16 protein-coding genes are annotated in these 20,996 nt (G+C 38.6%); 7 read left to right on the top strand and 9 right to left on the bottom strand.

Going from position 1 to position 20,996, the window contains the following annotated elements; translation table 11 throughout:
- Positions 1 to 14: 14 nt before the first annotated feature.
- Complete coding sequence (locus IGJ50_RS00315) at positions 15 to 1,544, bottom strand: gluconokinase (protein ID WP_429948277.1); 1,530 nt, start codon at positions 1,542 to 1,544, stop codon at positions 15 to 17.
- Between the two features lie 101 nt (positions 1,545 to 1,645).
- On the opposite strand from IGJ50_RS00315, the gene IGJ50_RS00310 reads away from it, so the two are divergent.
- Positions 1,646 to 2,320, top strand: a complete 675-nt coding sequence (locus IGJ50_RS00310; RefSeq protein WP_429948275.1) for a prepilin peptidase — start codon at positions 1,646 to 1,648, stop codon at positions 2,318 to 2,320.
- A 45-nt stretch (positions 2,321 to 2,365) separates the two neighbouring features.
- On the opposite strand, the gene msrA is transcribed toward IGJ50_RS00310, so the two are convergent.
- The gene (msrA, locus tag IGJ50_RS00305) at positions 2,366 to 2,899 is read right to left on the bottom strand and encodes a peptide-methionine (S)-S-oxide reductase MsrA (RefSeq protein WP_069640426.1); all 534 of its coding nucleotides are present in this window, start codon (positions 2,897 to 2,899) and stop codon (positions 2,366 to 2,368) included.
- Between the two features lie 147 nt (positions 2,900 to 3,046).
- On the opposite strand from msrA, the gene IGJ50_RS00300 reads away from it, so the two are divergent.
- On the top strand, positions 3,047 to 3,766 hold the full coding sequence (locus IGJ50_RS00300; protein WP_207120482.1) for a glucosamine-6-phosphate deaminase: 720 nt from the start codon (positions 3,047 to 3,049) through the stop codon (positions 3,764 to 3,766).
- A 56-nt stretch (positions 3,767 to 3,822) separates the two neighbouring features.
- Here IGJ50_RS00300 and rpoC read toward each other — a convergent pair whose 3' ends face one another.
- From rpoC to IGJ50_RS00280, 4 genes are all read right to left on the bottom strand, one after another.
- Positions 3,823 to 7,476 (bottom strand): DNA-directed RNA polymerase subunit beta', encoded by a 3,654-nt coding sequence (gene rpoC / locus IGJ50_RS00295; protein WP_069640428.1) that lies wholly within the window; start codon positions 7,474 to 7,476, stop codon positions 3,823 to 3,825.
- Between the two features lie 138 nt (positions 7,477 to 7,614).
- Positions 7,615 to 11,232: a DNA-directed RNA polymerase subunit beta gene (rpoB, locus tag IGJ50_RS00290; protein WP_069640429.1), complete on the bottom strand. Its 3,618-nt coding sequence runs from the start codon at positions 11,230 to 11,232 to the stop codon at positions 7,615 to 7,617.
- A 312-nt stretch (positions 11,233 to 11,544) separates the two neighbouring features.
- The gene (locus IGJ50_RS00285; protein WP_429948272.1) at positions 11,545 to 11,685 is read right to left on the bottom strand and encodes a hypothetical protein; all 141 of its coding nucleotides are present in this window, start codon (positions 11,683 to 11,685) and stop codon (positions 11,545 to 11,547) included.
- A 37-nt stretch (positions 11,686 to 11,722) separates the two neighbouring features.
- Positions 11,723 to 12,295 carry a hypothetical protein gene (locus IGJ50_RS00280; RefSeq protein WP_069640430.1) on the bottom strand — a complete coding sequence of 191 codons (573 nt, stop codon included), beginning with the start codon at positions 12,293 to 12,295 and terminating at the stop codon, positions 11,723 to 11,725.
- Positions 12,296 to 12,790: 495 nt separating this feature from the next.
- On the opposite strand from IGJ50_RS00280, the gene IGJ50_RS00275 reads away from it, so the two are divergent.
- The 3 genes from IGJ50_RS00275 to IGJ50_RS00265 all read left to right on the top strand — a co-directional run bounded on the left by IGJ50_RS00275 (position 12,791) and on the right by IGJ50_RS00265 (position 15,886).
- Positions 12,791 to 13,768: an ABC transporter substrate-binding protein gene (locus IGJ50_RS00275; RefSeq protein ID WP_069640431.1), complete on the top strand. Its 978-nt coding sequence runs from the start codon at positions 12,791 to 12,793 to the stop codon at positions 13,766 to 13,768.
- Positions 13,769 to 14,132: 364 nt separating this feature from the next.
- Positions 14,133 to 15,083: an ABC transporter permease gene (locus IGJ50_RS00270; RefSeq protein WP_207120484.1), complete on the top strand. Its 951-nt coding sequence runs from the start codon at positions 14,133 to 14,135 to the stop codon at positions 15,081 to 15,083.
- Positions 15,083 to 15,886 carry an ABC transporter ATP-binding protein gene (locus IGJ50_RS00265; RefSeq protein WP_207120485.1) on the top strand — a complete coding sequence of 268 codons (804 nt, stop codon included), beginning with the start codon at positions 15,083 to 15,085 and terminating at the stop codon, positions 15,884 to 15,886. The genes IGJ50_RS00270 and IGJ50_RS00265 overlap by 1 nt, the downstream gene beginning before the upstream one ends.
- A 60-nt stretch (positions 15,887 to 15,946) precedes the next feature.
- Here IGJ50_RS00265 and IGJ50_RS00260 read toward each other — a convergent pair whose 3' ends face one another.
- Positions 15,947 to 16,159, bottom strand: coding sequence for a zinc ribbon domain-containing protein (locus IGJ50_RS00260; RefSeq protein WP_069640433.1), 213 nt, complete (start codon positions 16,157 to 16,159; stop codon positions 15,947 to 15,949).
- 185 nt (positions 16,160 to 16,344) lie between these two features.
- Between IGJ50_RS00260 and IGJ50_RS00255 the strand changes: the two genes are divergently transcribed.
- Both IGJ50_RS00255 and IGJ50_RS00250 read left to right on the top strand, forming a co-directional pair.
- Positions 16,345 to 17,331, top strand: coding sequence for a biotin--[acetyl-CoA-carboxylase] ligase (locus tag IGJ50_RS00255; RefSeq protein ID WP_069640434.1), 987 nt, complete (start codon positions 16,345 to 16,347; stop codon positions 17,329 to 17,331).
- Between the two features lie 132 nt (positions 17,332 to 17,463).
- Positions 17,464 to 18,426: an LPXTG cell wall anchor domain-containing protein gene (locus IGJ50_RS00250; protein WP_429948268.1), complete on the top strand. Its 963-nt coding sequence runs from the start codon at positions 17,464 to 17,466 to the stop codon at positions 18,424 to 18,426.
- An 85-nt stretch (positions 18,427 to 18,511) separates the two neighbouring features.
- On the opposite strand, the gene menA is transcribed toward IGJ50_RS00250, so the two are convergent.
- Positions 18,512 to 19,465 (bottom strand): 1,4-dihydroxy-2-naphthoate polyprenyltransferase, encoded by a 954-nt coding sequence (gene menA, locus IGJ50_RS00245; protein WP_069640436.1) that lies wholly within the window; start codon positions 19,463 to 19,465, stop codon positions 18,512 to 18,514.
- Between the two features lie 15 nt (positions 19,466 to 19,480).
- Positions 19,481 to 20,560, bottom strand: coding sequence for an FAD:protein FMN transferase (locus tag IGJ50_RS00240; RefSeq protein ID WP_429948266.1), 1,080 nt, complete (start codon positions 20,558 to 20,560; stop codon positions 19,481 to 19,483).
- Positions 20,561 to 20,996: the final 436 nt, after the last annotated feature.

Genomic DNA, 20,996 nt, shown 5'->3' with positions numbered 1-20,996 from the left:
TTTGTCAAAAAAATTTATTCTAAATCTGCTCTTAGTTTTGCTAATTGATGGTAACTTGCGGATAGTTGCTGCTGGGTTGTTCTGAATAATGGATAAATTTGTTGATATACTTGGTGATTTTCTCCATTAGGTTGCACGATTTCGTAGATGTCCACTTGCTCACAAGCCGTTTCCAAGTCTAAAATTTCTCCTAAACTTTTCCATCCTAATAAGACAGCGCCCAAGGCTGACGCTTCCACACTTGCAGCTAATGAGAGCTTGGAACCAAAAACATCCGCCATGATACTTTTGAACATTGCCGAATCAGCAAAGCCACCAGTTGCCCGAATTTCCTTCACTGGTCCGCCAAGTTCTTCTAATTCTGTCAAAATATGTTTTAAGTTCAAACAGATTCCTTCAATAACAGCACGCATCATCAATTTGTCATCGTGGTTTCTTTTTAAGCCAACAAAGCTGCCTGTCGCTTCGGCATTCCATAGCGGTGCACGTTCTCCTAATAAATAAGGATAAAACAGCAATCCTTTAGCTCCTACTGGTGTTTCCTTCACTAGCTCCATCACGGCATCATAGGGATTCTTTCCTAACATTTGCGCTTCATTTTGAGTTTCTTTCAATAAGTTTTCACAAGCCCAGTCAAAAATATCAGCGCCGTTACTTGTCGCTCCTCCAATCACCCAATGTTGTTCATCTAATACACAACAAAAAGTCTCTGCATGAGGATGCGTCTGGGGCTGTTCAACAATATAACGTAGGGCACCACTCGTCCCGACTGTCAAAGTGGCAGTTCCTTTTGCCATAGCACCCAATCCTAGATTGGACAGCGGACCATCTGCTCCACCTAACACAAAAATCGTTTGCTCTGTTAGCCCTAGCCGCTCCAACCATTCCTCTTTTAAATCTGCTAATTGATGCGTTGGGTTCACTAAAATCGGTAACTGTTCCACTTTGATCTCCATCTCAGCTAAAGCCTGTTGATCCCACGTAAGATCATAAATATTTAAGAAACCTGTTCCAGAAGCTGTACTAATATCAGTCAGGTATCGATCAAATAAGCGATAAAATACATACTCTTTCATTCCAATAAATTTCGCTGCTTGCGCATAAATTTCTGGCTGTTCTTCTTTTAACCATCTAATTTTGTGAAAAGGTGTCATCGGGTGCATCGGCAAGCCTGTGTTTTGATAAATCGTTTGTCCCAACGCTGTATCCTTTAACTCTTCCGCATACTTTTCAGCTCGATTATCCGCCCACGTGATAACACGCGTCAACGGTTGATTATGTTGATCCATTACAATCAAGCCGTGCATCGCCGTAGAAAATGATAGGACAGAAATTTCAAGCGGCTGTACTTTGCGTACGACTTGGTTGATACATGTGACCACAGCCTGAAAAATTTGTTCTACATCTTGCTCTGCCATACCTTCTGTTTCTTGAATAAGTGGATATCGTATATAACTTGATGCTTGAACCGTTCCATCCTTACTAAAAGCGACTGCCTTCGTTTGAGTTGTCCCAATATCCACACCAATTGCTATTTTTTCCATCTTTTCGCCTCATTTCTCACTTTCATTATTCCTAATAAAAAAATATTTGTCTAGTTAAAAAAATATTTTTTTGCGTATTTCATTATGAAAGGAGCTTTTTTATGTTGATTATGCATTTTATCTTCGGCTGTGTCCTTGGATCATTTCTTTGTTTGACAGCCGCTCGTGTCCCCGTCGGAAAATCCATTTTAGCGCCAGCTTCTCATTGTTCTTATTGTCAAACTAGATTGAAGCCTTTAGAATTGATTCCACTTATCTCAATAGTATTTTTACGTTTTCGTTGTCGTTATTGCAAGCATAAACTATCTGTCGTCTATTTTCTTAGTGAGTTGCTCTGCGGGCTAATAATACTTCTATTCCCACATTCTTTTTACGTTATTTTATTTTTATTGATGGCCATCATCTTATCCTTAACAGATATCTTTTATTTGGTCGTAGAACCTAAAATTTTTTATCCATTGTCACTCATATTATGTCTTTGGCATTTCTATTTAGCATTGCCTTTTTATCCTTTAGTAAGCTGTGGTATTTTTTGGGGATTACACAGTTTAAATTATTTCTTTCCTGATTCTGTTGGTGGTGGTGATATTATTCTACTTACAGTCTGGGGAGCTCTTATAGGAGGTGAAGCGCTTATTTTATTGTTGTTTATCGCTAGTAGTAGTGGATTATTCTTTCTATTATTCTACAAATTCCACTTAAAAAAAGAGCTAGACTCTCTTCCTTTTGTACCTTTTTTAAGCTTAGGGCTACTTTTTATATTTTTATGTAACTAAATAACGAGACAAAAGCAAAAACAGCTTCTGTCTCGATTTCCTTCATTATTTGTCTTGCCAATTCTTGCGGATAAAACCAGCACGTCCAGAACCCTCTTTATATAAGTTGTAGTGAATACTATGTTTTTTATAATACTCTTGATGGTAATCCTCAGCCGGATAAAAGGGTTGTGCTGGCTCAATTTTTGTGACGATCGGTTGGGTAAAACGGCCACTGGCCTGCAATGCTGCTTTCGATTTTTCAGCACTCTCTTTTTGTCTTTCATTTGAATAAAAAATAACTGGACGATAAGAATCCCCACGATCAGCAAATTGACCTAAAGAATCTGTTGGGTCTGTTTGTTGCCAATAAGTTTCCACCAATTTTTCATATGGTATGATTTTAGGATCAAACGTTATCTCAACTGCTTCCGTGTGTCCAGTTGTTCCTGTTGTAACTTGTTCATAGGTTGGATTTTCAACATGTCCACCTGTATATCCTGCTACAACCGAAATAATCCCAGGTTGGCTATCGAATGGTTTGACCATGCACCAAAAACAGCCACCAGCGAAGATTGCTTTTTCATATTGATTTTCCATCGTTATTTCACCTCGTCTTTTTCTCTATCATAAACCTGATGAAACAATAATGGTACTTTTTTGTTTTACTTTCTTATAAACTAACTTGACCTGGGATGCTTCCCATATGTTAAAGTGAATTATATTATTGGAAATGGAGTGAATCAAATGAAAATCATTGTTGAAGAAAATTATGCACAAATGAGTCGAGTAGCTGCTAATCTCTTACTTGGTAAAATGTATCAAAACAAACGTGTGAATCTAGCTATTACCGCAGGGTCTACACCCGTAAAAATGTATGAATATCTGGTTGAAGATGTAAAAAACAAAACCTATCTTGATAATGTTCATTACTATAACTTTGATGAGATTCCCTATAAAAAGAAATCAGGCTACGGCGTTACGATGAATAATCTTAACAAGCTCTTCTTTGAACCTGCTGCTATCAATCCCGATCAAATTCATCCGCTTGATGAGACAAACTATAAAACACAAGATCTTAGAATTGAGCAAGATGGGGGATTAGATTTAATTTTATTAGGTATTGGGGCGGATGGTCACTATTGCGGTAATCTTCCAGGAACAACAACCTTTGAAGATTTGACGTCTTATGTTGGTGAAGATGCTACAGAAGATATGCAGGAAATTTTACTTAGCGAAGTCGGTGGAGATGAGAATGAACGTCCTAATTTTTATGTCACGATGGGGCCAAAAAGCGTAATGCAAGCAAAAGAGATTGTCTTGTTTGCTACTGGCAAGAAAAAGGCTAAGATTATTAAGCAAGCCTTTTTTGGACCAGTGACAAACAATGTCCCTGCTTCTTTACTGCAAGTTCATCCCAATTTAACAATTATCTTGGACAAAGAAGCAGCTTCTGAGATCCTTTAATCAACAAAGCAAAAAAATGCTTGGAATCGACTATCGATTCCAAGCATTTTTTCTTATTATTTATTCAACTCATTCAAAGCATCTTCAGCAGCCATTTGTGCTTCAATATCAGAGATACTGTAGACATTTTCGCTTGCTACGCCAACTTCTTTTGGCTCCATGTTACGGTAACGAGCCATACCAGTACCAGCTGGAATGATCTTACCAATGATAACATTTTCTTTCAAACCAAGTAATGGGTCTTTTTTACCGCGAATTGCAGCATCGGTTAACACACGAGTTGTTTCTTGGAATGACGCAGCAGATAAGAAACTGTTTGTTTCTAATGATGCTTTTGTGATTCCTAGTAAGACTGGACGGCTTGTTGCAGGAACGCCACCAGCTACTAATGTGTCGTAGTTACGATCTTTAAATTCAGCGATATCAAGTAATGTACCTGGTAAGATTTCAGTGTCACCTGGATCCATGACACGAACTTTACGCAGCATTTGACGAACCATTACCTCGATATGTTTATCACCAATTTCCACCCCTTGCATACGGTAAACGCGTTGTACTTCACGCAATAGGTAGTTTTCAACTGATAAAACATCGCGAACTTGTAATAATTGCTTAGGATCGATTGATCCTTCTGTCAATGCTTCACCACGATGGATCGTATCGCCTTCAGCCACTTTCATACGAGCTGTATAAGGAACTGTATACGTACGAGTATCTGTTTTCCCTTTAATTGTTACTTCTTTTTGACGTGTTGCAGGATCTTCAGAGATATCGATCACTTCACCGGTAACTTCTGTGATAACTGCTTGTCCTTTCGGATTACGTGCTTCAAAGATTTCTTGGACACGAGGTAGACCTTGAGTAATATCGTCTCCGGCAACCCCACCTGTATGGAACGTACGCATTGTTAATTGAGTACCAGGTTCCCCGATTGATTGAGCGGCAATTGTACCAACTGCTTCCCCAACTTCAACACCAGAACCAGTTGCTAAGTTACGGCCGTAACAGTGTTTACATACACCATGTTTGGTGTTACATGTAAATACAGAACGGATCGTTACAGTTTCAACACCAGCATCCACGATTTCTCTAGCAAGATCTTCTGAAATCAGTTGATCTTCCCCAATAATTACTTTCCCAGTTTCAGGATGCATTACTGATTTGCGAGTGTAACGTCCAAGTAAACGTTCTTCTAAAGGCTCAATGATTTCATTGCCTTCACGAATTGATTGAATCACTAGACCACGGTCAGTTCCACAATCGTCTTCACGGATAATAACATCTTGGGCAACGTCAACTAAACGACGAGTCAAGTAACCTGAATCGGCAGTCTTCAAGGCTGTATCGGTCATCCCTTTACGAGCACCATGGGTAGAGATAAACATTTCTAAGACAGAAAGTCCTTCTCGGAAGTTTGAGATGATTGGTAGTTCCATGATACGTCCGTTTGGAGCGGCCATCAGTCCACGCATACCAGCAAGCTGAGTAAAGTTGGAGATGTTACCACGGGCTCCTGAATCTGACATCATGAAGATCGGATTTTTAGCGTCCATACTTTCGATCAGTTTTTGTTGAATTTCATCTTTAGCTTTGTTCCAAACAGCAATAACACGTTCATAACGTTCGTCATCTGTAATCAGACCACGACGGAATTGTTTCGTGATATTTTCTACTTGTTTGTGAGCATCATCAATGATTTCTTGTTTCTCATGCAATACCATGATATCAGCGATACCAACGGTCATCCCAGCATGAGTCGAATGTTTATAGCCTAAGTCTTTCATTCTATCAAGCATCTTAGAAGTTTCAGTGATATGGAATCTCTTGAACACTTCAGCGATGATATTCCCTAAGTTTTTCTTCTTGAATGGTAAAACTAATTCTTGCTCTTTAATGTGAGCAGGAATGTCTGTACCAGCTTCTACAAAATATTTATCAGGCGTTTGTACCGTTAAGTTGTAATCTGTTGGTTCATTCAAGTAAGGAAACTCTACAGGCATAATTTCATTAAAGATAATCTTACCTACTGTTGTGATCAAAATACGTTCTTTTTGCCAATCCGTAAACGGTTTGTCGCCAAGTAGCGTTGTTTGAACACCGATACGTGAGTGTAAATGCACGTATCCATTACGCCATGCTAAAACAGCTTCATTCATGTCGCGGAAGATCATGCCTTCCCCTTCACGTCCTTCTTCTTCCATTGTTAGGTAATAGTTCCCTAAGACCATATCTTGAGAAGGTGTTACAACTGGTTTACCATCTTTTGGATTCAAAATGTTTTGAGCAGCTAGCATTAGCATACGTGCTTCTGCTTGTGCTTCTTCGTTCAATGGAACGTGAACAGCCATTTGGTCTCCATCGAAATCGGCATTGTAGGCTTCACAAACTAATGGGTGAAGACGGATTGCACGACCTTCAACTAACACAGGTTCAAAGGCTTGGATACCAAGTCTGTGGAGTGTAGGTGCTCGGTTAAGCAATACTGGATGCTCTTGAATAACTTCTTCCAAGATATCCCAAACTTCATCTTCTCCGCGTTCGATTTTACGTTTTGCGTTTTTGATGTTTGTTGCAATTTCACGTTGCACTAGTTCACGCATCACAAATGGTTTGAATAATTCAATCGCCATTTCTTTTGGTAAACCACATTGGTACATTTTCAAGTTAGGTCCTACGACGATAACTGAACGGCCAGAGTAATCCACACGTTTACCTAGTAAGTTTTGACGGAAACGACCTTGTTTCCCTTTTAACATATGAGAAAGAGATTTCAATGGACGGTTACCTGGTCCTGTAACAGGACGACCACGACGACCATTATCAATCAATGCATCAACTGCTTCTTGTAGCATACGTTTTTCATTTTGAACAATGATGTTTGGTGCGTTTAAATCTAATAAACGTTTCAAACGATTGTTACGGTTGATTACACGACGGTATAAGTCGTTCAAATCAGAAGTTGCAAAACGACCCCCTTCTAATTGAACCATCGGACGCAAATCTGGTGGAATTACAGGAATAACATCCATAACCATCCAGCTTGGCAAGTTTCCAGAAGCTCGGAACGCTTCTAAAATGTCCAAACGACGAATCGCACGAGTTCTTTTTTGGCCTGATGCTGTTTTCAAGTCTTCTTTTAAGCCAGCAACTTCGCCATCTAAATCAACATTATCCAGCAATTGCTTAACAGCTTCCGCACCCATTGCCGCTGAAAAACCTTGACCATACTGATCACGTTTATCGCGATATTCACGTTCTGTTAATAATTGTTTTTTCTCTAAAGAAGTATCTCCAGCATCAATTACCACATAAGATGCAAAGTAAATGATTTCTTCTAAGGCACGAGGACTCATGTCTAAAACAAGCCCCATACGAGATGGAATACCTTTGAAATACCAGATATGTGAAACAGGTGCTGCTAACTCGATATGTCCCATACGTTCACGACGAACTTTAGAACGAGTTACTTCTACACCACAACGGTCACAAACGATACCTTTATAACGAATACGTTTATATTTTCCACACGCACATTCCCAATCTTTAGTTGGACCGAAAATGCGTTCACAGAACAAACCTTCACGTTCAGGTTTTAACGTACGGTAGTTAATCGTTTCGGGTTTCTTTACTTCACCGTAAGACCAGCTTCTGATCTTTTCTGGAGAAGCTAAACCTATTTGCATACTTTCGAATTTATTTACATCGATCAAAAGGGATTCCCTCCATTCAATTAGTTAGAAAAGCTGAATGAGCTATTCACCGTAGTTTGGAACTAGAAACAATCATGTTGATCTTTCTAGCCCATAACTAACGGATTTTATTGGCACTTTATACAAAATGTAAAACAATTAGTCTTTTGTATCTTCAGCAGTTTCTATTTCTTGTTCAAGCACTGCATCAGCTGCTTCTTTTGCTTCCGCTGCTTCTTTTTCTAATTGTTTCGCTGATTGTTGTTCTGCGAATTTTGTTAGGGCATCAACGGTGATCAAGTCATCATCATCATCGTCCATATCACGCAATTCGATTTCTTGTTCTTCAATGTCCAATACGCGCATATCTAATCCAAGTGATTGTAATTCTTTCACCAATACGCGGAATGATTCTGGTACGCCTGGTTTTGGAATTGGTTCACCCTTAACGATCGCTTCGTATGTTTTCACACGACCAACTACGTCATCAGATTTGTATGTTAAGATTTCTTGTAATGTGTAAGCTGCACCGTATGCTTCCAGTGCCCATACTTCCATTTCCCCAAAACGTTGTCCACCAAATTGAGCTTTACCTCCAAGTGGTTGTTGGGTAACAAGTGAGTATGGTCCAATAGAACGAGCATGTAATTTATCATCGACCATGTGGGCCAATTTGATCATGTACATCACACCAACAGAGATACGGTTATCAAATGGTTCACCCGTACGTCCGTCATAAAGAACAGTTTTCGCATCACGAGCCATACCCGCTTCACGAACTGTTTCCCAAACGTCATCATCATTGGCGCCATCGAATACTGGTGTTGCAATGTGGATACCTAACTGACGAGCAGCCATACCCAAGTGCAATTCTAGTACTTGTCCGATATTCATACGTGATGGTACCCCTAATGGATTCAACATGACATCGATTGGTGTTCCGTCTGGTAAGAATGGCATATCTTCTTCCGGCATAATGCGGGATACAACCCCTTTATTACCGTGACGACCGGCCATTTTATCCCCTTCGTTGATTTTACGTTTTTGAACGATATATACACGAACTAACATGTTTACGCCTGGAGATAATTCGTCTCCTGCTTCACGAGTAAAGATCTTCACATCATGAACGATCCCGCCGCCACCGTGAGGCACACGTAGAGATGTATCACGAACTTCACGCGCTTTTTCACCAAAGATTGCATGTAGTAAACGTTCTTCAGCAGATAACTCTGTTACCCCTTTAGGCGTTACTTTCCCTACTAATAAGTCGCCATCTTTGACTTCAGCACCAATACGGATAATGCCCATTTCATCAAGATCTTTCAAAGCATCTTCCCCGACGTTTGGAATTTCACGTGTGATTTCTTCAGGGCCTAATTTTGTATCGCGAGCTTCTGATTCATATTCTTCAATATGGATAGAAGTGTAGACATCATCTTTCACCAAACGACGGCTCATGATGATCGCATCCTCGTAGTTATATCCTTCCCAAGTCATGAATCCAACAAGTACGTTTTGTCCTAAAGCCATTTCGCCTTCTTCCATAGAAGGTCCATCAGCTAATGTATCGCCTTTTTCAACTTTCTCGCCTAAAAGAACGATTGGACGTTGGTTGTAACTTGTTCCTGAATTTGAACGACGGAATTTTGTGACCATATATTTATCTAATGCGCCATTGTCACGGCGAACACGTACTTCAGATGCATCCACATATTCAACGACACCATCATGTTTACATAGTAAAGCGGCACCCGAGTCATGGGCTGATTTGTATTCCATACCAGTTCCTACAAGTGGAGAACGCGGTTGAATCAACGGTACGGCTTGACGTTGCATGTTGGCACCCATCAAGGCACGGTTGGAGTCATCGTTTTCCAAGAAAGGAATACATGCAGTCGCAACAGCAACTACCTGTTTAGGTGAAACATCCATATAATCGACTCTATCGATGGTTACTTCAAGGTTTTCACTTTGCAAGCGAGCCATTACTAATTCTTCAGCAAAAGAACCATCTTCATTTAAGCGTGAGTTTGCTTGCGCTACGATATAGTGATCCTCTGTGTCAGCAGTTAAGTAATCAACTTGATCGGTTACTTTTCCTGTGGCACGATCAACACGACGGTAAGGCGTTTCGATAAAACCAAATTTATTGACTTTGGCATAACTTGACAAGCTATTGATCAACCCGATATTTGGTCCCTCAGGCGTTTCGATCGGACACATACGGCCATAATGGGAATAGTGAACGTCTCGAACTTCATAGCCGGCACGGTCACGAGTCAAACCACCAGGTCCTAAGGCAGATAGACGACGTTTGTGCGTCAACTCACCTAGAGGATTTGTTTGATCCATGAATTGTGAGAGCTGAGAAGAACCAAAGAATTCTTTGATACTTGCAACAACTGGACGAATATTGATCAATTGTTGTGGTGTCAATGTTTCAGTGTCTTGGATAGACATTCTTTCACGAACCACACGCTCCATACGCGCTAAACCAATACGGAATTGGTTTTGTAGTAATTCACCAACTGAACGAATACGACGATTACCTAAGTGATCGATATCATCTACATTACCGATGTCTTCTTGTAAGTTAAAGAAATAACTCATTGAAGCTACGATATCTGCTGGACGAACAGTCTTCACACTTGTATCAGGATAGCCATTACCGATGACATTAACGATGCGTTCAGGATCTTTTGGAGAAAGAACTTTGATTACTTGAACCGTCATTGGTTCAGTAACGACACCATCTTCACTTGGATAATAAGTCACGCTATTTAAGCCGTTATCGATATGCTCACCTAATGTTTCCATTACTTGGTGCGTCATTACAGTGCCTTTTTCAACAATGATTTCGCCAGTTTCAGCATCGATCAATGTTTCTCCTAAAGTTAGGTTCAATAGACGAGTTTTCAAATCTAATTTTTTGTTGACTTTGTAACGACCAACGTTCGCTAAGTCATAACGTTTTGGATCGAAGAAACGAGCGTTCAGTAAGTTACGAGAACTGTCAGCCGTTTTCGGCTCGCCAGGTCGAAGACGCTCATAGATGTCTTTTAACCCTTCTTCAGTACGAGAATCGCTTGCATTTTTGTGTAAATCTTTTTCGATTGTATTGCGTAAGCTTAGTGTTTCACCAAAAATTTCAAAAATTGTATCATCAGAGCCAAAACCTAAAGCACGAACTAATACAGTCAAAGGAATTTTACGTGTACGGTCGATACGTACGTAAGAAATGTCTTTTGCGTCAGTTTCCATTTCCAACCATGCGCCACGGTTAGGGATCACTGTTGAGCCAAAGCCTTCTTTACCATTTTTATCTACTTTTCCATGGAAATAAACACCTGGTGAACGAACTAATTGAGAAACGATAACACGTTCTGCACCATTGATGATAAATGTTCCCATTTCAGTCATTAGAGGGAAATCACCGAAGAATACCTCTTGTGATTTGATTTCTCCAGATTCACGGTTTGTCAATCGTAGTGTAACATGTAGTGGTGCAGAGTAGTTTGCGTCATGCGCGCGCGCTTCTTCCACCGTATACTTAGGTTCTTTTAATTCATAATCCACAAATTCCAAAGATAAATTCCCTTGAAAATCATCAATCGGTAAAATGTCCTCAAACATTTCTCTTAGTCCTTCATCTAAAAACCATTGGTAAGAGTCTGTTTGAATCTCGATCAAGTTGGGTAATTCCAACACTTCACTGATCCGGGCGAAACTTCTACGTTCGCGGTGTTTTCCGTATTTTACTACGTGTCCAGCCAAGCTCTTCACTCCTCTAATTAAAAGTCTATCAAAACACTAACCGAAAATATTTCTTTAATATTACAAATATTAAATATCTGTAATATTGAGCATTTTTTGCAGTTTTTAGGCAAAAAAAAACCAAAAATAGAATGTGCTCTTGAAAATTTCTCGTGCGTTTCTACTTTTGTTTCCCTATTAAAAACCGGAACGGACAATATTTCGTTCCTGCTTTGTCATTTTTCAGATAGTTTTTGCATCTATACATTGTACTTCCTTCTATAGTAAAAGTCAAGGATTTCTTAAGCTTTTATCATTCTTCCAAAAACACTCTTAAAAATTAGAAACACTTGAACTTTTTTCAACATTTTCATCTACCTGTCTCTCCATTTTTTGCATCGAACTTTGTTGATACATAAAAATACCGACCTCCAAAAAATTAGATTTTGGTCTAACTTTTTGGGGTCGGTTCATTGTTGAGCCTCTTTTTTATTGACCTAGAGAGTCTGTCTTATTGAACAGTGATCTCTCCAGTTACTTCGGCATCTTCTTCATCTAATGTTGCTGAAGTTTTGTATTCTTCTTTTTCAAACGTTACATTCCCTTCAACTTTTGTACCGTTTAAAACAAAACCGTTCGCTTTAACTAAGATATCGCCTTTAACCGTTCCATTCACGATGTTGAAGTTCTCTGTTTCTACAACTAATTGAGGAACAGTCAATGTATATTCATCTGTTATTTTTTTATCTCCATCTTGCGCATACAAAGCTAATTTTCTATAGATATCGCCTGAAGTTTCTCCCTTATCGTGGAATTCACCAGCAACTGTTACATCTTTATCAAATGTAATATCTGCTGTTGCTGCAATGATCCAATTTCCGTCTTTGCCTAAAGCTTTCTCGATGACTTCTGGTTTATCACTGATTGAAGCACCACTTACCGTATCAACACTTGAACTCATTGATGTTTCTGTTTTGCTATCAGACGAACTATCTTTAGAATCTTTCTTGTCACCGTTACACGCACCTAATACTAATACTGTTGCTGCCAATGTTCCTAATGTAATTAATTTTTTTGAAATCATTTTTATTCTCCTTATCACTTCATTATTTTTCCACCTAAATAGTAGCATGAAAGCGCTGAAATTCCTAAGTATATACCTTCATAATTATAAAAATTCTTTTTTCTCGGCTCAATCTATCGTTTTACATACAGCTATTCTATCAATTATCAGAAAATTTAAAATAATCTGTTGACATCCTACTCTATTTTCATTTATACTAAACACAATTCAATTTGCGGAGGGATTTTTTATGATACACTCAATCAAACCACAACTGAATAAAGCTTACTTTAGCTACTTTAGATAGTTTTGTATTCATGCAATCGTGGGTACAAACAGCAAAAACCTGTTTTTGTATCTATGATGGCTAGAGCGCTTTGTACTGAACAAACAGCCACGTAGACAATCCTAAGTGGCGAAAGAAGAAGTGTTTAACCTACGACTTTTATCAATCCATTTAGGCATATTGTCTGAATGGATTTTTTGTTTTATCAACTATAAATTGGAGGAATCAAGATGAAAAAGAAATTAGTAGGACTAAGTATCGTATCAGCTGTAGCACTATTAACACTTGGCGCATGCGGCAATAACAAAAAAACAGAGGATGGATCAAACAGCGACAACAAGAAAATTGGTGTTTTACAACCTGTTCAACACGGTTCGTTAGATGCTGCTTTTGAAGGATTTAAAGAAGGCTTAGCAGAAAATGGCTTCAAAGATGGTGAAAACCTAACAATCGAATACAGCAATGCTCAAAACGACCAAGCTCAACTAAAAAGCATGAGTGAAAAATTAGTCAAAGAAAAACCAGACTTGCTATTAGGTATCGCGACACCTGCTGCTCAGTCACTATTGAATGAAACTACCGATATTCCAATTTTAGTCACAGCCGTTACTGACTTAGCGAGTGCTAAACTAGTGAAATCAGATGAAAAACCGGGCGGTAACGTTACTGGGACAACCGACATCGTACCAATCGATAAACAGATTGCCTTATTGTTGTCAATCGTACCCAATGCAAAAACAGTCGGAATCATGTATAACGCAGGTGAAGCCAATTCTAAAATCCAAGCGGATATGGCTGAAAAAGCGTTGAAAGATGCCGGAGTCAAAACCAAAGTCCTAACTGCTAATTCAACAAATGATGTGCAACAAGTTACTACAAGTCTGGCGAAAGATGTAGATGCAATTTATATCCCAACAGATAATACTTTTGCTTCTGCGGCCGCTGTTATCGGTGAAGTAGCCAAAGAACACAAAACACCTGTTATCGCAGGTTCAATCGAACAAGTAGAAGAAGGTGGTTTAGCAACCGTTGGTATCGATTATAAATCACTAGGAAAACAAACTGGCGCAATGGCAGCAAAAATTCTAAAAGGTGAAGCAAAACCCGCTGATATGCCTGTTGAAAAAGCGAAAGATTTGGAACTCTTCGTAAACAAAGAAATGGCACAAGCACTAGATATCGATCCGGATACCATCAAAGCACCTTAGCGTTTAACAAGTCTGGGACATAACTCTACGAGTTATATCTCAGACTCAAGGAATCCGTATAAACGGCGGGAGCAGAAGCAATCACTACGCTTCGATCACATCAAATTCTAAGTGCTAAAGCACTAAGATTTGAGGGCTTCGGAAATAAGCTGGAATTCACAAAAATTTGAAGATCACCAATTAGGAATCATTCAACATCGAAATTGAAAATTCCGTGTTTCTTGTCATTTCCGTGAATTCCTTCTTATTGCTGTAAAACACAACGAAGTATGAGTTGATGTTGCTCAGTACCTACGTGGTTCTCGGGAGTAAACACTCCTGTCACAACCTTATACATAAAATTTATTGAAAGAAGCTGATTTAATTGATAGACATATTACTCTCTTCAACCTCACAAGGTCTTCTTTGGTCCTTATTAGCCATTGGAGTCTTTCTAACGTACCGAATTTTGGATATTGCAGATTTGACCACAGAAGGTAGTTTCCCTCTAGGGGGCGCTGTAGCTGCGGTCATTCTAGCCAAAGACCCAGCAACCTGGCCAGCACCATTCCAGTCATTATTCGACCTTCATTATATGATTGCACCAGTTATAGCATTGATTCTTGCTTTTATCGCTGGTATGCTAGCAGGACTTGTCTCAGGTCTTTTGCACACTAAACTAAAAATACCTGCATTATTAGCTGGCATCATCACAATGACAGGACTTTATAGTATCAATTCTCGCATCATGGGCGCACCAAATATCTCTTTGATCGGCACCGATTCGATTTTCTCTCATGCGCAATCATTAGGACTGACTAAAATTAACAGCGCGATTCTTGTTGGTTTGATCATCGTTCTTTTAGTCATTATCCTACTGGTCTTATTCTTTAAAACAGAAATTGGATTGGCTACACGGGCAACTGGTGATAACCTTGATATGAGTGAAGCTAACGGGATCAAAACTGACAATATGAAAATTATCGGCTATATGCTTTCTAATGGTTGTATTGCTTTAGCTGGCGCTTTACTTGTTCAAAATAACAACTTTGCTGATCTAAATTCTGGTATTGGAACAATCGTTATCGGCCTTGCTTCGATCATCATTGCAGAAGTTCTTTTCAAAAACAAATCACTTGGTTTACGCCTTATTACAATTGTCATCGGTGCTATTTTATACCGCTTTATTCTTGCCTGTGTCTTGGAACTCCGGGTCGATCCAGCTGATTTAAAACTATTTTCAGCAATCATTTTAGTTATCTGTCTGTCTTCACCACTAATTCAAAAAAAATTAGGCTTCTCTAAACTAGGAAAACGTAAAGGAGGTACAAATTGATGCAGCCTGTCTTAACGATCAAAAACTTACATCAATATTTCGAACGCGGTACAGTCAACGAAAATCATGTACTAAAAGGCATTGATTTGACAATCAACCAAGGGGAATTTATTACGATCATCGGTGGCAATGGCGCTGGAAAATCAACCTTACTTAATAGTATCGCCGGAACTTTGCCTATTGAAGAAGGTCACTTAACTTTAAATAACAAAGATATCACCAAGCAACGAGTGGTCGCTCGTTCCAAACAAATCAGTCGCGTGTTTCAAGACCCTAAAATGGGTACAGCTGTCCGCCTAACCGTTGAAGAAAATATGGCCCTTGCGATGAAACGCGGAAAAAAACGTGGCTTAGGAAATGGGGTTCGTAAAAATGACCGTGATTTCTTTAAGGAACAGTTAGCTAGCTTGAATTTAGGCTTAGAAAATCGACTAACTACTGAAATTGGATTGTTATCTGGAGGTCAACGTCAAGCAATTACTTTATTAATGGCTACCTTAATTCGTCCAGAACTGATTTTACTAGATGAACATACCGCAGCACTGGATCCTAAAACATCGATCACTGTAATGGAGCTAACGGAAAAACTGATTAGAGAACAAGAGTTGACCGCCTTCATGGTTACACACGACATGGAAGATGCTATTCGCTACGGCAATCGATTAATCATGCTCCATCAAGGTCAAGTCGTTGTCGATGTTCCTGCTGAACAGAAAAAAGAATTAACTGTTAACGAATTGATGGATATGTTCCACAAAAATAGTGGCAGTGAATTAAAAGACGATCAGTTATTGTTGATTTAAACAAAAAGAGGTTGAGTATGATACCCCTCAACCTCTTTTTTTCATGTGTTTTAATGGTTATCAACCACCCATTAAAAAGTCTAAAATATTCCAACCATCAGATGTTTGTCCGCGATATAATTCTGTAAAACCACATCTCGAACAGCTGACTGTGATAAATTTTTTATTTTGTACATCAAAAATTTTTGAAAAGTTACCGCCTGTTGCTTGAAACTGATCAGACACATAATGCGCATTACCACACTTATCACAAACATATTGTTGCTTTTCCATAGTTCCCCACTCCATCTCTATCATTTTAACTCTCGTTTTTCGTTCCTGCCACATAAGTATAGCAAGTTCTTCAAGAGAAATCATACATCTTAAGAAGGATTTTCTCGTCCTCTTTCAGCCCTATTGTAGTTGACCCTTACTCTATCCATCAGCTACAATAAAATTACTATAAAGGAGCGAATTCTATGTCTACAAAAAGCCAGGTATTAACTTTATTAATGAAACAAGCCCCAGCGTTTATTTCAGGTGAAGAAATGGCCCAACAACTTTCTTTATCACGAACAGCAATTTGGAAATCAATCAATGAATTAAAAAAAGAAGGGCACGTTATTTCCAGCAGTCGTAACAAAGGATACCGCTATGATAAATCAGATGTTTTATCCGCAGAGGGGATCCGCTTAGCTTTAGATCCTGCAATTCCAGAACTATCAATTACGGTTCTAAACTCCTCAGAGTCTACAATGAAAGATGCTAAGTTAGCAGCAATTAATGGCGAACCAAATAACACATTGATCGTAGCGGATATCCAAGAAGCACCTAAAGGACGATTTGGCCGTCCGTTCTTTTCAAAAGCTGGCAGCGGTATCTACATGAGCATGCTATTAAGACCAAATCAAAATTTCGAGGAAATGGCACAGTATACTGTGATCATGGCTGTCGCAATTGCTCGTGCAATGGATAATTTGATCAACACCCACACAGAGATTAAATGGGTCAACGATATCTATATCAACGGAAAAAAAGTTTGTGGTATTTTATCAGAAGCCATGAGCGATGTTGAATCTGGACAAATCTCAAACGTTATTATTGGCATGGGGATTAATTTTTCTTTGAAGCAAAATGAATTTCCAACAGAATTAAGAGAAAAAGCAAGCTCCCTATTTCCTGAAACTGAACCGACTGTTACAAGAAACGAATTGATTGCAGAGATTTGGAATCAATTTTATACCATATTAAATCAATTACCTGAACAAGATTTCTTAGAAGAGTACCGTCAAAAATCATTTGTTCTTGGCAAAACTGTATCATTTACGCAAGCGGGAACTAATTATGAAGGGGTCGCCACAGCAATCAGCGATCAGGGGGAATTGGTCGTCCAACTTCATGATAAAACAGAAAAGGTGCTTTCTTCTGGAGAAATCAGTTTAAGCAGTATAAACCCATCATCTTAGTAAAAACATCTGGCGAATATATTAAGAATTCCTTAAGAAGCTAAAATGCTTTCTTACAACCATTTTCCTTACATTTCATTTATGTTACATTTATATTGCGAACAATACGAATGTTACAAAAGGAGAATACTTATGAAAAAAGCAGTTTTTTGGTTGGTTGCACTATCTTTTGCTCTACCTCTTACCAGTTTTGCAGACGATGAGCTTTCAACTTCTGGGGAAGTTGAAAGCTCATCGTCTGCCACAGTCACACAAAATTCTAAAAAAGAGCGCCTAAAAATTTCTACCTCAGACTCGAGCTCCACAGAAACTTCCAGCAGTCCAGTTTTGAACGCTTATAGTGATCTTATTCAAACGACTTTAGTTGTATTTCAAGGAGAAACAATTACTCCAGAAATGCTTGTCCAAGACGGCGCCTATCATGGTGACACATTCAGAGATCTTACGCTTTTGGAAGAAGCTTCAACAGAGAAAATAGGAACCTATTTAGTCAAGGTTAGCTTTATGCTCTATCCTTTAGAGGAAAGCCAAGAGGAAAAGCAAGAAGTTACTCTAAACATGGAGTACACTGTGATAAAACCTACATCAACTTATGATATCCAATTTATTTTCTATGACTCAGATAACAAGCAAGTAAAAGGTAGGGTCTTGTCTACAGATGGAAGTTCCATCAGCAACGTGACCATTTATGGTGAAAACACTGCTAACAATGAAGTAACACCTAAAAGTGTAAAAGAGTTTTATCCTTTTGCTAAATCAAACAATTTTGCTTTAACAGATAATGATGGGTACTTCACCCTTCCTTACCAAGATCATTTCAATTTTATGGCGTTTTCTCCACAAGCAGGTAACTACTCGCCCGTTTACACATTGACTGACCAAGCTTTTGCCAGTGCATCAGGAACAACTGATAGCTCTATACTAGCTAAAAACACTGAATCCTCTTCTGCTACTGCTAAAAAAGAAGAAAAGAAGAAAGCCTCATTCCCAAACACAGGAGAAAAGAGAACGGTTTATCTTTCAATTGGTGGCATTGCCATTATTTTATTTGCTATACTCTTCCTATTTATCAAAAGCAAAAAAAATAATCAGTAGTTTGTAAACAAGGGGTGTTAAAAATAAAACGTAAAAAAGAAGAAAGCAGCGTCGTTGTTGATTTCATACTGCTTCCTTCTTTTATTTATATTTTTTTCAAAATAATCGTCAACAACAAACCTAATAAATAACTACCATTGAAAACCATTAGATTTTTTATCGAATAACCAAAACTTTTGGGATGAGGTAGTTCTTCTTTGAACAATTGAAGATTTTTCCACACCACCGGCAATGATAGAAATACAGCCAAAATTGGCCAATGATACACGCCAAATGGTAAGCCAATCAAAATCACTGCATAACATGCCAGCATCAATAACTGGAATAAAATCACACCCTGTTTCCGTCCGATATAATAAACCAACGTATAACGATGATTCTCAATATCTGTATCTAAATCCCTCAAATTATTTGCTAGCATAATGTTGGCAATCGTAAAAACCATCGGTAACGAAGCCCAAATAATAGTTAAAACTGCCCAGATACTCCCATTCAAAGCAAATGTACCCTGACGCCAATCAAGCACTAAATAAAATGGTCGCGACTCCTGAACATTCAAATAAATCGTCATCGCAAAGATCCCTAGGCCCATAGTAAAACCACTAAATACTTCTCCTAAAGGCATGCGGGAAAGTGGTATTGGTCCAAATGTATAAAAAATACCAATAAAACAGCAGATACCACCCATTACTAAAAATAACCAACCGGTTTGAATCGTTAGAAAAATACCGATCACTGCAGAAAAAGCAAGCATGCCAAAGATCATGTTTCGAACAAGCTTCGGAGCAATTCCAGAACTGCCAATAATATTCTCTTCATATTTATACACTTCAGACTTAGCCTTTTTAAAATCCATATAATTATTGATAGCTGTCGTTGCCATATCAAAGACGACCATCCCAATAAAAAATAGTATCGTATATCCTAACTGAAATTGATTAAAATAAGCAATAGAAAATAATATACCAACAGCAAAAGGAAAGAGACTCGCCAATTTTGTCTGGATCTCCACTACTTGTAAAAATACCTTTAACGACATATCTATCCATTCTCCTTATTTCAGATCTTTACGATCTCCCATTGTATAACCTGAATCTTTGCCTAATTCAAACACAGATTCAATATCTTTACTCACATATACTTGGTCCTCTTTTGTAACGAAAATCACATCTACATCTTTCAATCCTTCAGCATATTCCAACCCTTTTTTAACACCCATTGAAAATACTGCTGTTGATAATCCATCACCATCAATTGATTTATTTGTAATGACTGTTACACCGGCAATATCATTATCAAAAGGATAACCTGTTTTAGGATCAAATAAATGATGATACTTCTTACCATCTACTTCCAAAAAGCGTTCATAAATTCCAGAAGTGACTAGCGTTTTATTACTTTCTTGAACGGTTCCGATCACTGTATTGCGCGCTTTATTAGGATCTTGAATTCCAACATTCCAATCCATATCCTTACCGCGTGGGCTATGTCCAAGTACATAAACATTGCCGCCTAAATCAACGATGGCTGTTGTTACGCCATTATCTTTTAAAACTTTCACCACTTCATCTGTAATAAATCCTTTAGCGATTGCACCTAAATCCAGTTGCATACCTTTTTCTTCAAGATAAACTGTTTTGTCTTCATCGTTTAATTTTACTTTATGATAATCAACTAATTTTAATGCTTGGTCAATCTCTTCCTGCGAAGGTTTGCGGGCATCGTCAAAGCCGATACGCCATAATTGCGTGATTGGACCAATAGCCATATCAAAACCACCTGAAGAATCTTCACTATATTCATATGCTCGTTTCAACAATGGATAAATATCATCAGAAACTTTAACTGGTTTGATTCCAGCTTGTTCATTGATTTCATCTATTTCTGATCCTTTTTCGTTAACAGTGATTTTATCCCCTAATTCTTTGACACGGGCAAAAGCTTTTTCTAATACCTCTTCTTTGCCATCATCATAGATTCTAACTTGCACATAGGTTCCAAGCAATGACTGCTGATCTGAATAGGGTTCTTTATTGATTTTCGCGTCTTCAGTTTTTCTTTTTGAATTGCAGCCTGCTAAGATGGCTAAAAATAATACTGCCATTAAAATGATCAGTGATTTTTTGTTTTTCATCATATCCCTCTTTCTACATAGAAAAATTGTCTTATTTATAGTAGCGCTTTTTGGTGATAATGGGAAGGATTTTCTATCTTTTCGTTGGGTAAATGGAGGCAACGCTCCTTGCAGTCGCCTTGTACCAATCATCATCTGCTCGGGCATAGCCAGTCATGGTGATTCATTGCGTCACTGATTACCTCTTGATGTTTTGGATCATAGCATTTGGTGATTCCTAGTAAGGTTACTTCGCTCCCTTTGGTCGCCAAGTACTGTTCATCATCTGCTCTGGCATAGCCAGTCATGGTGATTCATTGCGTCACTGATTACCTCTTGATGTTTTGGATCATAGCATTTGGTGATTCCTAGTAAGGTTACTTCGCTCCCTTTGGTCGCCAAGTACTGTTCATCATCTGCTCTGGCATAGCCAGTCGCAGTGATTCACAGCAAAAAG

Source organism: Enterococcus sp. AZ101 (assembly GCF_050499005.1).
GTDB classification, from domain to species: Bacteria; Bacillota; Bacilli; order Lactobacillales; family Enterococcaceae; genus Enterococcus_L; species Enterococcus_L ureilyticus.
The sequence above is the reverse complement of the archived record's forward strand: the minus strand, read 5'-3'. Positions and strand labels throughout refer to the sequence as shown.

Coding starts and splice junctions, on each gene's coding strand:
- IGJ50_RS00260 (WP_069640433.1), bottom strand. CDS start 16,159: ATGGAAAAGCAACAATATGTTTGTGATAAGTGTGGTAATGCGCATTAT.
- IGJ50_RS00300 (WP_207120482.1), top strand. CDS start 3,047: ATGAAAATCATTGTTGAAGAAAATTATGCACAAATGAGTCGAGTAGCT.
- msrA (WP_069640426.1), bottom strand. CDS start 2,899: ATGGAAAATCAATATGAAAAAGCAATCTTCGCTGGTGGCTGTTTTTGG.
- IGJ50_RS00265 (WP_207120485.1), top strand. CDS start 15,083: ATGCAGCCTGTCTTAACGATCAAAAACTTACATCAATATTTCGAACGC.
- IGJ50_RS00255 (WP_069640434.1), top strand. CDS start 16,345: ATGTCTACAAAAAGCCAGGTATTAACTTTATTAATGAAACAAGCCCCA.
- IGJ50_RS00250 (WP_429948268.1), top strand. CDS start 17,464: ATGAAAAAAGCAGTTTTTTGGTTGGTTGCACTATCTTTTGCTCTACCT.
- IGJ50_RS00280 (WP_069640430.1), bottom strand. CDS start 12,295: ATGATTTCAAAAAAATTAATTACATTAGGAACATTGGCAGCAACAGTA.
- menA (WP_069640436.1), bottom strand. CDS start 19,465: ATGTCGTTAAAGGTATTTTTACAAGTAGTGGAGATCCAGACAAAATTG.
- IGJ50_RS00240 (WP_429948266.1), bottom strand. CDS start 20,560: ATGAAAAACAAAAAATCACTGATCATTTTAATGGCAGTATTATTTTTA.
- IGJ50_RS00275 (WP_069640431.1), top strand. CDS start 12,791: ATGAAAAAGAAATTAGTAGGACTAAGTATCGTATCAGCTGTAGCACTA.
- IGJ50_RS00310 (WP_429948275.1), top strand. CDS start 1,646: ATGTTGATTATGCATTTTATCTTCGGCTGTGTCCTTGGATCATTTCTT.
- IGJ50_RS00285 (WP_429948272.1), bottom strand. CDS start 11,685: ATGAACCGACCCCAAAAAGTTAGACCAAAATCTAATTTTTTGGAGGTC.
- IGJ50_RS00315 (WP_429948277.1), bottom strand. CDS start 1,544: ATGGAAAAAATAGCAATTGGTGTGGATATTGGGACAACTCAAACGAAG.